Source organism: Pseudomonas sp. Z4-20 (assembly GCF_051131955.1).
Classification (GTDB): Bacteria; Pseudomonadota; Gammaproteobacteria; order Pseudomonadales; family Pseudomonadaceae; genus Aquipseudomonas; species Aquipseudomonas marvdashtae.
The window spans coordinates 1061179-1073665 of record NZ_CP071641.1 but is presented as its reverse complement, the minus strand read 5'-3'; the positions used below and the strand labels follow the sequence as shown (position 1 = coordinate 1073665).

The 12487-nt window shown below is 60.9% G+C and carries 12 protein-coding genes; 5 read left to right on the top strand and 7 right to left on the bottom strand.

Translation table 11 applies throughout. The features are described 5' to 3' along the window. Positions 1-54 precede the first annotated feature (54 nt). On the bottom strand, positions 55-1017 hold the full coding sequence (trxB, locus tag J3P82_RS05015; RefSeq protein ID WP_434561193.1) for a thioredoxin-disulfide reductase: 963 nt from the start codon (positions 1015-1017) through the stop codon (positions 55-57). A 312-nt stretch (positions 1018-1329) separates the two neighbouring features. Here trxB and cysZ point away from each other — a divergent pair, with 312 nt between their 5' ends. Continuing rightward, a complete protein-coding gene (gene cysZ, locus J3P82_RS05010) occupies positions 1330-2085 on the top strand; it encodes a sulfate transporter CysZ (protein WP_186615765.1) in 756 nt (251 codons plus the stop codon). A 40-nt stretch (positions 2086-2125) separates the two neighbouring features. Then, a complete protein-coding gene (locus tag J3P82_RS05005) occupies positions 2126-3325 on the top strand; it encodes a glycosyltransferase family 4 protein (RefSeq protein ID WP_434561191.1) in 1200 nt (399 codons plus the stop codon). Between the two features lie 29 nt (positions 3326-3354). Here the strand turns inward: J3P82_RS05005 and J3P82_RS05000 are convergent, their stop codons facing one another. The 3 genes from J3P82_RS05000 to J3P82_RS04990 all read right to left on the bottom strand — a co-directional run bounded on the left by J3P82_RS05000 (position 3355) and on the right by J3P82_RS04990 (position 5697). Further along, entirely contained in the window at positions 3355-4458 is a 1104-nt protein-coding gene (locus J3P82_RS05000; protein WP_434561189.1) for an NADH:flavin oxidoreductase, read from the bottom strand. Between the two features lie 155 nt (positions 4459-4613). Beyond that, a complete protein-coding gene (locus tag J3P82_RS04995; protein ID WP_434561187.1) occupies positions 4614-5096 on the bottom strand; it encodes a glutathione peroxidase in 483 nt (160 codons plus the stop codon). Positions 5097-5211: 115 nt separating this feature from the next. After that, complete coding sequence (locus J3P82_RS04990) at positions 5212-5697, bottom strand: FKBP-type peptidyl-prolyl cis-trans isomerase (protein WP_434561185.1); 486 nt, start codon at positions 5695-5697, stop codon at positions 5212-5214. Between J3P82_RS04990 and J3P82_RS04985 the strand changes: the two genes are divergently transcribed. The 3 genes from J3P82_RS04985 to J3P82_RS04975 are packed head-to-tail and all read left to right on the top strand — an operon-like array spanning position 5666 to position 9062. Continuing rightward, positions 5666-6004, top strand: a complete 339-nt coding sequence (locus J3P82_RS04985; RefSeq protein ID WP_434561183.1) for a DUF3565 domain-containing protein — start codon at positions 5666-5668, stop codon at positions 6002-6004. The genes J3P82_RS04990 and J3P82_RS04985 overlap by 32 nt on opposite strands. Before the next feature lie 49 nt (positions 6005-6053). Continuing rightward, complete coding sequence (pta, locus tag J3P82_RS04980) at positions 6054-8153, top strand: phosphate acetyltransferase (RefSeq protein ID WP_434561181.1); 2100 nt, start codon at positions 6054-6056, stop codon at positions 8151-8153. Next, positions 8154-9062 carry an acyltransferase gene (locus J3P82_RS04975; protein WP_434561179.1) on the top strand — a complete coding sequence of 303 codons (909 nt, stop codon included), beginning with the start codon at positions 8154-8156 and terminating at the stop codon, positions 9060-9062. 102 nt (positions 9063-9164) lie between these two features. Here the strand turns inward: J3P82_RS04975 and cysN are convergent, their stop codons facing one another. The 3 genes from cysN to cysD form a co-directional block, all read right to left on the bottom strand. After that, on the bottom strand, positions 9165-11063 hold the full coding sequence (gene cysN / locus J3P82_RS04970; RefSeq protein WP_434561177.1) for a sulfate adenylyltransferase subunit CysN: 1899 nt from the start codon (positions 11061-11063) through the stop codon (positions 9165-9167). 53 nt (positions 11064-11116) lie between these two features. Next, positions 11117-11458: a four helix bundle protein gene (locus J3P82_RS04965; protein WP_434563698.1), complete on the bottom strand. Its 342-nt coding sequence runs from the start codon at positions 11456-11458 to the stop codon at positions 11117-11119. 103 nt (positions 11459-11561) lie between these two features. Beyond that, positions 11562-12479 (bottom strand): sulfate adenylyltransferase subunit CysD, encoded by a 918-nt coding sequence (gene cysD / locus J3P82_RS04960; protein WP_434561175.1) that lies wholly within the window; start codon positions 12477-12479, stop codon positions 11562-11564. Positions 12480-12487 lie beyond the last annotated feature (8 nt).

The window sequence follows — 12487 nt, the reverse complement described above, 5'->3', positions numbered from 1 at the left end:
TAACCACCGCCCATGAAAAAACCGGCCGAAGCCGGTTTTTTTGTGCCTGACGGATCAGAACGAAACGTTTTGCAGGCCGTCCAGGTAGCGCTCGGTGTCCAGGGCCGCCATGCAACCGGCGCCGGCCGAGGTGATGGCCTGGCGATAGACGTGGTCGGCCACATCGCCGGCGGCGAAGATGCCTTCGACGCTGGTGGCGGTGGCGTTGCCGTCGCGGCCGCCCTTGACCACCAGGTAGCCGTCCTTGAGTTCCAGCTGGCCTTCGAACAACGAGGTGTTCGGGGTGTGGCCGATGGCGATGAACACGCCGTCGACTTTGATCTCGTCAAAGCTGCCGTCGTTGTTCTTCAGGCGAGCACCGGTCACGCCCATGTTGTCACCCAGCACTTCGTCCAGGGTGGCGTTGAGCTTGAGGATAATCTTGCCTTCGGCGACGCGCGCGTTCAGCTTGTCGATCAGGATCTTCTCGGCGCGGAAGGTTTCGCGACGGTGGACCAGGGTCACGGTGCTCGCGATGTTGGCCAGGTACAGGGCTTCCTCGACCGCAGTGTTGCCGCCACCGACCACGGCCACGGGCTTGTTGCGGTAGAAGAAACCGTCGCAGGTAGCGCAGGCGGAAACACCTTTGCCCATGAACGCTTCTTCCGATGGCAGGCCCAGGTAGCGAGCGCTGGCGCCGGTGGCGATGATCAGGGCGTCGCAGGTGTAGGTCGCGCTGTCACCAGTGAGCGTGTACGGCTTGGCGGCGAAATCGACGGCATTGATGTGATCGAAAACGATCTCTGTCTCGAAGCGCTCGGCGTGTTCTTTCATGCGCTCCATCAAGACAGGGCCGGTCAAGCCGTGAACATCGCCCGGCCAGTTGTCGACTTCGGTGGTGGTGGTCAATTGACCGCCGGCCTGCATGCCGGTGATGAGCAACGGCTTGAGGTTGGCACGGGCCGCATAGACCGCGGCGCTGTAACCGGCAGGGCCGGAACCGAGAATAATCACTCGCGAATGACGGACTTCAGACATGACCTGCTCCTGTTGACCGGACCTGTAAGGTCCGGAACGCCGGCTGAGCGGCGGGAATAAAAAAGGACTGTTGATGCACTTGGGGAAGGCTTTGGTTCGACAGTCCTGAAAAAGAATGGGTGCAGCGTATCGAGGGAGCGAAGATTAAGGAAATACGGTTTAACAATCCAGCTCATAGGTGAGCTCTATCCGCTGGCGCTTATTCAATAGGTACGATCCTTCAGTAAACCTTGTTACACGTGATGTCGTAGCTTTCCCGCGCCGGGCAAAGCCGGTAAGGTCGGCGCGTCCATCATTCCCTCGGAGCCACCTATGCCCGCCCCCGTCTTGTCCGGTCCGCAATATTTGCGAGAAGGTCTCAAGCTGGTCCTGAGCCCCGGCTTGCGCCTGTTTGTATTGCTGCCGCTGACGATCAACCTGGTGCTGTTCGTCGGGCTGATCTACCTGGCCGGCCACCAATTCAGCCTCTGGGTCGACACGCTGATGCCGTCGCTGCCGGAGTGGCTGAGCTTCCTGAGCTACATCCTCTGGCCATTGTTCGTCGTACTGGTGGGGCTGATGGTGTTTTTCACCTTCACCATGCTCGCCAATATCATCGCGGCGCCCTTCAACGGCTTTCTCGCTGAGAAAGTCGAAGTGGTGGTGCGCGGCACTGATGATTTTCCGGCGTTCAGCTGGGGCGAACTGATCGCCATGGTTCCCCGCACCCTGGCCCGGGAAGCGCGAAAGCTCGGCTATTTCGTGCCGCGTGCCCTGGGGCTGTTCGTGCTGTCGTTCATCCCCGTGCTCAATATCGTCGCTGCGCCGCTGTGGCTGTTGTTTGGCATCTGGATGATGGCGATCCAGTACATCGACTACCCGGCGGACAACCACAAGCTGGGCTGGAACGAAATGCTCGCCTGGCTGCGGGAGAAACGCTGGCAGAGCCTGGGCTTTGGCGGCAGCGTGTACCTGGTGCTGCTGATCCCGGTGGTCAACGTCCTGATGATGCCGGCCGCGGTCGCCGGGGCGACGTTGTTCTGGGTGCGCGAGCAAGGTGCCGAGACGGCGTTGGCCCGGCAGGGCTGATCCCGTCACAAATCCGTCATCGTGGCGTCACAACGACGAAATGGCCTCGGTCGACACTGGGGCCATGACCACACTCCTGCACGTCACCCTCGTCACTGAAACCTTTGCACCGGAAATCAATGGCGTCGCCAATACCCTGGGGCGCCTTTACGACGGCTTGCGAGCCCGTGGACACCGCGTTGAGCTGATCCGCCCCCGCCAGGCCGCGGATCAAGGCCAGGCCAGCGACGATCAACTCCTGCTGTGCCGAGGCTGGCCTTTGCCGGGATATCCGGGCTTGCAGTGGGGGCAGGCTTCGATGCACAAGCTGCTCAGGCGCTGGAAACGTCATCGCCCGGACGTCTTGTATATTGCCACCGAAGGCCCCTTGGGCTTGTCGGCGTTGCGGGCAGCGCGGCGCCTGGGTATCTCGGTGGTCAGCGGCTTCCACACCAACTTCCAGCAATACACCCAGCAATATGGCCTCGGCTTGTTGAGTCGGCTGTTGACCCATTACCTACGCTGGTTTCACAACCGCTCGAGCCTGACCCTGGTGCCCAGCGTCAGCCAGCGCCTGGAGCTGGAACGCCGGCATTTTGAACGCGTGGCCTTGTTGTCCCGCGGCGTGGACAGCCGACTGTTTCATCCGGCCAAACGCTCGGCCGCTCTGCGCGAAGCCTGGGGCCTGGACGAAGGTGATATCGCAGTGATCCATGTCGGACGCCTGGCACCGGAGAAAAACCTGGGCCTGCTCACGCGCAGTTTCGACACCCTGTGTAACGCTTTTCCGACACAGCGAATCAAACTGGTGATCATTGGTGACGGTCCGCAGCGGCCTGCCCTCGAACAGCAATCGCCCGGGGCGATCTTCTGTGGCGCCCAGCGTGGCGAAGCGTTGGCGGCCCATTACGCGTCCGGGGACGTATTCGTTTTTCCGAGCCTGACCGAAACCTTCGGCAACGTCGTGCTGGAAGCGCTGGCATCCGGACTGGGCGTGGTGGCCTACGATCAGGCCGCGGCGGCGCAACACATCCGTCACGGTTATAACGGGGTGCTGGCGATGCCGGGGGATGAAGATGCATTCTGCGACGCGGCCCGCTGGCTGCTGGAAGAGCGCGAGGCCTTGCGTTGCGTGAGGCTCAATGCGCGCCAACATGCCAGTCGCCAGGGCTGGGCCTCGATCATCGAGCAGTTCGAGACGCTGTTGCGCGCAGTGTGCGTCGGCGAGCAGGGCCTGCCCGTTGCGCCGACGGTGCGCTGAGTGTTCGGAAAGGTCGGTTCAGGCGCTACTCAAACCAGCGTCATCAACGCCTCGCGGCTGAACGGCAGGATCTCTTGCTCGCGCCCTTCCCGGACTTTTTGCGCCCAGTCCGGATCCACCAGCAATGCGCGTCCCACTGCCACGAGGTCGAACTCTTCGTTGTTCAACCGCTCCAGCAGGTTTTCCAGGCTGGCCGGCTGGGCAATTTTATCGGTGTTGACCATGAACTGGAGGAATTCGCCATCCAGGCCGACGCTGCCGACGGTGATGGTCGGTTTGCCGGTGAGCTTGCGCGTCCAGCCGGCCAGATTCAGCTCCGAGCCTTCGAACTCCGGTTCCCAGAACCGGCGTGTCGAGCAGTGGAAAATATCGACGCCTGCGTCAGCCAATGGCTTGAGGAATTCTCCCAGCGCTTCGGGCGTCAGCACCAGACGCGCTGCGTAATCCTGCTGCTTCCATTGAGAGAAGCGGAAAATGATTGGGAAGCCCTCGCCCACCGCCGCGCGCACCGCGCGAATCAACTCGATCGCAAAGCGCGAACGGTTGGCCAGGCTGCCGCCGTAGCCGTCAGTGCGCTGGTTGCTGCCTTCCCAGAAGAACTGGTCCACCAGGTAGCCGTGGGCACCGTGGATCTCCACGCCGTCCATGCCGATGCTCTGGGCGTCTTTTGCCGCTTGGGCAAAGGCGGCGATGACTTCATTGATGTCCGCCTGGGTCATGCCATGAATCACGACCTGGCCATCCTTGAGTTTTTCGCTCGGACCATAGCCCGGCACGGCGCCATCCGGCTCGGTACCGAGGCGGCGCACATTACCCACATGCCACAGCTGGGGAACGATCTTACCGCCCTCGGCGTGCACCGCATCGACTACTTTTTTCCAACCGGCCAGTGCGGCGTCGCCGTAGAAGTGCGGTACGTTCGGATAGCCGTTGGAAGCCTTGTGGCCGACGGTGGTGCCTTCGGTGATGATCAGGCCGACCCCTGCCGCCGCTCGGCGACGGTAGTATTCGATAACCTTGGAGTTCGGCACGCCGCCCGGTGAAAACGAACGCGTCATCGGCGCCATCACGACCCGGGTCGGCAGTTCCAGCGCGCCGAGATGGAAGGGTTTGAACAGGGCTTTTACAGGCATGGGGCACTCCATGAAAACGAGGTCACAGGTCGGATATGACGACGATAATATGAGGCATGCACAGCGCTGGGTAGCACTATTGATTGGAGTGATTAAGGATCAAAAGGGGACGGTGAGGTTGTGGGTTCAAGCTCCCTTGCCACAAAGGCTCCGGGCTAGGCCAATGCTTTTTCAATCGCCTGGATGACCGAAAGATCATCCGGCGCGGTGCGCGGGGAAAAACGCGCCAGCACGCGGCCGTCCTTGCCGAGCAGGAATTTTTCGAAGTTCCAGGTGATGTCCCCGGGAAACTCCGCGCCTTCGCCCGCCAGCAGGCGGTAAAGCTGGTGACGGTCGTGGCCGTTTACTTCCAGTTTGCTCGACAGCGGGAACGTCACGCCGTAGTTGAGGCTGCAGAATTCCTGGATTTCCTGCTCGGTCCCCGGCTCCTGGCCGGCGAACTGATTGCAGGGCAGGCCCAGCACGCTGAACCCCTTGTCTTTGTATTGCTGATAGAGGTTTTCCAGCGCCGCGTATTGAGGCGTCAGGCCACATTTGGAGGCAACATTGACCACCAGCACGACTTGCCCTTTGAAGGGCGCCAGAGAAAGCTCCTGACCATCCAGCGCTGTCAGTTTAAGGTCGTGGAAAGCACTCATGACGAACTCCAGGGTTTGCGGATCTTTTCGAAACAGCCATGGGTGATGCTAACAGCAAGCGACTAAAAAGGCGCCATAGGGCGCCTCTCCAGTCAATCTGAGCGTAGCGCAGAAATCAATGCTGATGGCCGCCTTCACCATGGACGTGGCCATGGGCGATTTCTTCCTGGCTGGCGTCACGAATGTCGACGATCTTGACTTGGAAGCTCAAGCGCTGGCCGGCCAATGGGTGGTTGCCGTCAACGGTGACGTCGTCGCCTTCCAGGTCGCGGATGGTGACGATCTGCATCTGGCCGTCCGGCGCCGAAGCGTGGAATTGCATGCCCACTTCCAGCTCATCCACGCCTTCGAACATGCTGCGGCTGAGGGTGCTGACCAGTTCGGCGGAATATTCGCCATAGGCGTCTTCCGGCTCAACGGCAACGTTCAGCTCGTCACCGGTGGTTTTGCCTTCCAAGGCTTTTTCCAGGCCCGGGATGATGTTGCCTGCGCCATGCAGGTAGACCAGCGGAGCGCCGCCGGCGGAGCTGTCGATGACCTCACCAGCGTCGTTGGTCAGGGTATAGTCGATGGAGACAGCCTTATTGGCGGCGATCAGCATGGGGCGAGACCTTTTGCATAAGAATGAAGAACGGACAAGTCTAAACAAGGATTTGCCTGAAAGCGAACGGAACCCGGACAAACGGGCCTGCTCGAACAGACCAACGGTCACGGGTTTCCATCAGGATGAGGACGGGCACTGGGTGGCCGAGCTGTCCTGTGGCCACACCCAGCACCTGCGCCACCAGCCGCCGTGGCAATCCCGGGCCTGGGTGCTGGACCCTGCGCAACGTATTGAAAAAATAGGCCAGCCCTTTAATTGTGGCTGGTGCGCCCAAGGCCCGGTTAGCGATAACCTTGACGACTGAATTGATGGTAGACGGCCAGCCATAGGCCGCGCCTTGCTAGGGAAACCGCATGCAAACTTTTTTTATCGCGCCCACCGATTTTGGTGTGGGCCTGACCTCCATCAGCCTCGGGCTGGTGCGTACCCTCGAACGGGCCGGGCTGAAAGTCGGCTTTTTCAAACCCATCGCCCAGCCTCACCCCGGCGATACCGGGCCGGAACGCTCCACCGAACTGGTGGCCCGTACCCACGGCCTCAAGCCGCCACAACCCTTGGGCCTGGCCCATGTGGAGCGCATGCTGGGCGACGGCCAGCTCGATGAGCTGCTGGAAGAAATCATTACCCTTTATCAACAGGCCGCCATCGGCAAGGACGTGCTGGTCGTCGAAGGCATGGTCCCGACCCGCAGCGCCAGCTACGCCGCCCGGGTCAACCTGCACTTGGCCAAGAGCCTGGACGCCGAGGTCATCCTCGTGTCAGCCCCGGAAAACGAAGTGCTGACCGAGCTGTCCGGCCGCGTCGAGTTGCAGGCGCAATTGTTCGGCGGGCCGAAAGACCCGAAGGTTCTTGGCGTAATCCTTAACAAGGTCCGCACTGACGAAAGCATGGAAGCGTTCTCCGCACGCCTCAAGGAGCACTCGCCCTTGCTGCGCAGCGGCGACTTCCGTCTGCTCGGTTGCATCCCGTTTCGCCCCGAACTCAACGCCCCGCGCACCCGCGACGTGGCCGACCTGATGGGCGCGCAGGTGCTCAACGCCGGCGATTACGAAACCCGGCGCATGAGCAACATCATCATCTGCGCCCGCACCATGCGCAACACGGTGGAGCTGCTCAAGCCCGGCGTACTGGTGGTCACCCCGGGCGATCGCGATGACATCATCCTGGCCGTGAGCCTGGCGGCGATCAACGGCGTGCCGCTGGCCGGCCTGCTGCTGACCAGCGACACCCTGCCCGACCCACGCATCATGGATTTGTGCCGGGGTGCGCTGCAGGCCGGGCTGCCGGTGCTGTCGGTAAGCACCGGCTCGTACGACACTGCCAACTTGCTCAACAACCTGAACAAGGAAATCCCGATCGACGACCGCGAGCGTGCGGAAATCATCACCGATTTCGTCGCCGGCCACCTGGACGCCAAATGGCTGCACCAGCGCTGCGGCACGCCTCGGGAAATGCGCCTGTCGCCGGCGGTGTTCCGCTATCAACTGATCCAACGCGCGCAGGCGGCGAACAAACGCATCGTGCTGCCTGAAGGCAGCGAACCGCTGACCGTCCAGGCCGCTGCCATTTGCCAGGCCCGGGGCATCGCCCGTTGCGTGCTGCTGGCCAAGCCGGCCGACGTCGAGGCGGTGGCGCGCGCCCAGGGCATCGAACTGCCGCCGGGACTGGAGATCCTCGACCCGGATTCGATTCGCGAGCGTTACGTCGAGCCGATGGTGCGGTTGCGCAAGAGCAAAAGCCTGAACGCGCCGATGGCCGAGCAACAGCTGGAAGACACCGTGGTCATCGGCACCATGATGCTGGCGCTGGACGAAGTGGACGGACTGGTCTCCGGTGTCATCCACTCCACCGCCAACACCATCCGCCCGGCGCTGCAACTGATCAAGACCGCGCCGGGATGCTCGCTGGTGTCCTCGGTGTTCTTCATGCTGTTTCCGGAGGAAGTCCTGGTATATGGCGACTGCGTGATGAACCCGCACCCGAGCGCGACGGAACTGGCGGAAATTGCCCTGCAAAGCGCTGATTCCGCGGCGGCCTTCGGCATCACGCCACGGGTGGCGATGCTCAGCTATTCCAGCGGCGAGTCGGCCAGCGGCGAAGAAGTGGAGAAGGTCCGCGAGGCCACCCTGCTGGCCCACGAGGCACAACATGGCCTGTTGATCGACGGCCCGCTGCAATACGACGCCGCCGCCAACGAAGCCGTGGCGCGGCAATTGGCACCCAACAGCCAAGTCGCGGGTCGGGCGACGGTGTTTATCTTCCCGGACCTGAACACCGGCAATACCACCCACAAGGCCGTACAGCGCAGCGCCGATTGCGTCAGCCTCGGGCCGATGCTGCAAGGCTTGCGCAAACCGGTGAACGACTTGCCGCGCGGCGCCCAGGTCGACGACATCGTGTACACCATCGCCCTCACCGCGATCCAAGCCGCCAACCGACCTCTGGATATTTAAATGCTGGATTTCCTGCCTGCCCACCTGCGTGGCGTCATCGCTTCATCGCTGTTGGCGCTGAACACCATCGCCTGCTGCACACCGCTATTCGTCGTGGCGATTTTCAAGCTGTTGCTGCCCTTCCCCGCCGCCCAGCGCTTCACCGACTGGCTGATGAGCCACATCCACGAAGCCTGGATCAGCAACAATAAGGCCTGGATGAATCTGCTGCGCCGCACGCGCTGGCACCTCAGCGGCCTGGAGGGCCTCGACTACCAGCACTCATACCTGATCACCAGCAACCACCAGAGCTGGGTCGACATCATGGTGTTGCAGTACGTGTTGAACCGGCGCATCCGGCCGTTGAAGTTTTTTCTCAAGCAAGAGCTGATCTGGGTGCCTGTGATCGGCCTGGCCTGGTGGGCGTTGGGCTTTCCATTCATGAAGCGCTATTCCAAGGCGTACCTGGAAAAGCACCCGGAAAAGAAAGGCAAGGACTTGGAAACCACGCGCAAGACCTGCGCGAAGTTTCGCAACAACCCCGTGGGCATTTTCAACTTCGTCGAAGGCACGCGCTTTACCGAAGGCAAGCATGCCCAGCAGCAATCGCCGTTTCGCTACCTGCTCAAGCCCAAGGCCGGTGGCATCGCGTTTGTGCTCGACGCAATGGGCGAACAACTGGAATCGATCATCAACGTGACGATTCATTATCCCGGCGGGCGTCCGGGGTACTGGGACTTGCTTTGCGGCAAAGTGGATGAAGTGGTGGTGCACTTCCAGGAACTGAAGATTCCACCGCAATTCATCGGCAAGAGCTACGACCAGGACGGCGCCTATAGGCTGGAATTCCAAGGCTGGATCAACCAGTTGTGGCAGGACAAGGATGCGCTGCTTGCGCAGATGCATCGCGAGTATCCTGACCGCCACTGATGCCCGTTGACGATTCTGTAGAAATAAAAAAAGCCCGCCGATGATCACTCATCGGCGGGCTTTTACTTGAAGCTTGAAGCTTGCAACTTGAAGCTGCTCCCCTTATATCACCCCGTGCTTGCGTAGCAGCTCCAGCACCTGCTTGACGCTTTCCTCCAACGTCAGGGACTGGGTGTCGATCACCAGGTCGGCGTCCAGCGGCACGTCGTACGGGAAGGACTCGCCCGGGATGTTATCGCCGGCAGCGGCGTACAGCCCTTGCGGATCGCGTTGGGCGCACACCGCTGGCGACGCCTGGACGTAGACCGTCAGCAGACGCTCCCTGCCGATCAGGTCCTTGGCCTGCTCACGCCCTTCGGCACTCGGCGCAACGAACGCGGCGAGGGTCAGCAGGCCGGCTTCGTTGAACTGGCGTGCGACGTGAGCCGCACGACGCCAGTTCTCGGTACGCCCGGCACGATCCTGCGGCAGGCCTTTGTTCAAGTCATGACGCAGGTTCTGGCCATCGAGCACGAACACCCCACGGCCCTGGTCGAACAGCTTGCGCTCCACGGCGTAGGCCAGCGTGCTCTTGCCCGCGCCGGACAAGCCGCTGAACAACACCGTGGCCGGTTGCTGGCCGAAGCGCTGGGCGCGCTCTTGCACCGACACATGGGCCAGTTTGCCGTGATGCGTGCTGCTGCCATGGGCCAGCGGCTGGGCGACGATCATGCCCGCGCCAACGGTGCCGTTGGTCAGGCGATCAATGATGATGAAGGCGCCGGTGGTGCGGTTGCTCTCGTAGCCGTCCAGGGCAATCGGCGCGTCCAGGGCGATCTTCACCTTGCCGATTTCGTTGAGTTGCAGCGCGCTGGCCGGGCCTTCTTCGAGCGTGTTCACATCGACCTTGTTGACGATGCTGGCAATCGAGCCCGGCACATAACTGGTGGCGCGCTTGATGTCGTATTTCTTGCCCGGGAGCATTGGCTCTTCGGCCATCCACACGAGCATCGCTTCGAAGCTGTCGGTGACCGGCGGGACGTTATCGGCGTGCACCAGCAAGTCGCCACGGGAGATGTCGATCTCGTCTTCCATGGTCAGGGTTACGGCCTGACCTGGGCCGGCGTGCTCCAGTTCGCCCTCGAAAGTGACGATGGATTTCACCCGGCTGCTCTTGCCCGACGGCAGCACCACCACTTCGTCGCCCTTGTGCACGACGCCGCTGGCGAGGGTGCCGGCGAAACCGCGGAAGTTCAGGTTCGGACGGTTGACATACTGCACCGGGAAACGCAGGTCGGTGAAGTTACGGTCACCGGCCACTTCCACGGTTTCGAGAATTTCCATCAGCGACTGGCCGGTGTACCACGGCGAGCGCTCGGACTTGTTCACCACGTTGTCGCCCTTGAGGGCCGACATCGGCACGAAGTGCATGCTGGTGGGCTTCAATTTCAAGCCTTCGGCGAACTTCAGGTAGTCGGCCTTGATCGACTCGAACACGCCTTGGTCGAAGTCCTTGAGGTCCATCTTGTTGATGGCGACAACGATGTGCTTGATGCCCAGCAACGAGGCGATGAAGCTGTGGCGACGGGTCTGGGTCTGCACGCCGTAGCGGGCATCCACCAGGATGATCGCCAGGTCACAGGTGGAGGCACCGGTGGCCATGTTGCGGGTGTACTGCTCATGGCCGGGAGTATCGGCAATGATGAACTTGCGCTTGGCGGTGGAGAAATAGCGGTACGCAACATCAATGGTGATGCCTTGCTCGCGCTCGGCCTGCAGGCCGTCGACCAGCAATGCCAGGTCGATGTCGTCACCGGTGGTGCCGACTTTCTTCGAATCGCGGGTGATGGCTTCCAAGTGATCTTCGTAGATCATCTTGGAGTCGTGCAGCAAGCGCCCGATCAGGGTGCTTTTGCCGTCATCGACGTTACCGCAGGTCAAAAAGCGCAGCAGTTCTTTACGCTCGTGCTGGCCCAGGTAGGCGAGGATGTCCTCGCTGATCAAATCAGATTGATGGCTCATTGTGTTCAAGCTCCGAGCTGTAAGCTTCAAGCGGCAAGCTTGTCGGCGTACAGCTAGTCAGAAATTTTGTTGATCAAGCCGCGAAGCATTTTTGAGAGCTCGCGAGTTTCTGCAATCCAGTTATCTGCCAGCGGCTGGGCGATGTAAGCAATGTCGCTGCCGATGAGGATCTGTGTTCGTAACTCTCCACAAGAAGCCTTCGCGATCCAAAGAAAACGTACCTTTTCCTTGGCGCTGTAACGCTCCATGCCTTCTGCGATATTGGAAGGCACCGAAAGTGCGGAACGGGTAATTTGGTCTTTGAAGCCGAAATCCCCACAGCGCGCAAACTCTCTATAAATTCCCACCGCCAAACATTTGCTTCGTTGCCAAACAATCAGCTTCTCGAAATCCATTGCGATCATCCGATGACGGCTCGCAACAACCGGCTGCAAGCACCAAGCTGCAAAATTACGCATACCGCCTTTAACTTGCAGCTTGCCGCTTGTAACTCGAAGCTTAAAAGTACCCCTGACGTTTCTTATCTTCCATCGAGCCTGCGCCATCGTGGTCGATGACCCGGCCCTGGCGCTCGGAAGTTCGCGTCAGGAGCATTTCCTGAATGATGTCCGTTAGGCTTTCGGCCTCGGACTCCACCGCGCCCGTCAACGGGTAGCAGCCAAGGGTACGGAAACGCACTTTCTTCTTGACGATGCGGGCTTTGTCTTCATCGGAGAGGTGCTCGAGGATGCGCTCGTCGTCGATCATGATCAGCGTGCCGTTCTTCTCGATCACTTCACGCTCGGCGGCGAAATACAGCGGCACGATCGGAATGCCTTCGAGGTAGATGTACTGCCAGATGTCCAGCTCGGTCCAGTTCGACAGCGGGAACACGCGAATGGATTCGCCCTTGTTGACCTTGCCGTTGTAGACGTTCCACAGCTCCGGACGCTGGTTCTTCGGGTCCCAGCGGTGTTTGCCGTCGCGGAAAGAGTAGACGCGCTCCTTGGCGCGGGACTTCTCTTCATCGCGACGGGCACCGCCGAAAGCTGCGTCGAAACCATGCTTGTCGAGCGCCTGTTTCAGGCCCTCGGTCTTCATGATGTCGGTGTGCTTGGCGCTGCCATGGGTGAACGGGTTGATATTCTGCGCCACGCCGTCCGGGTTGATATGGGTGATCAAGTCCAGGCCAAGCTCCTCAACCATGCGGTCGCGGAACTTGTACATCTCCTGGAATTTCCAGCGGGTGTCGACGTGCATCACCGGAAACGGCAGCTTGCCGGGGAAAAACGCCTTGCGTGCCAGGTGCAGCATCACGGCGGAGTCTTTACCGATGGAGTACAGCATCACCGGGTTGTCGAACTCGGCGGCCACCTCGCGGATGATGTGGATGCTTTCCGCCTCCAGCTGTTTCAGATGCGTCAGTTTGTCGACCATGGCTACTC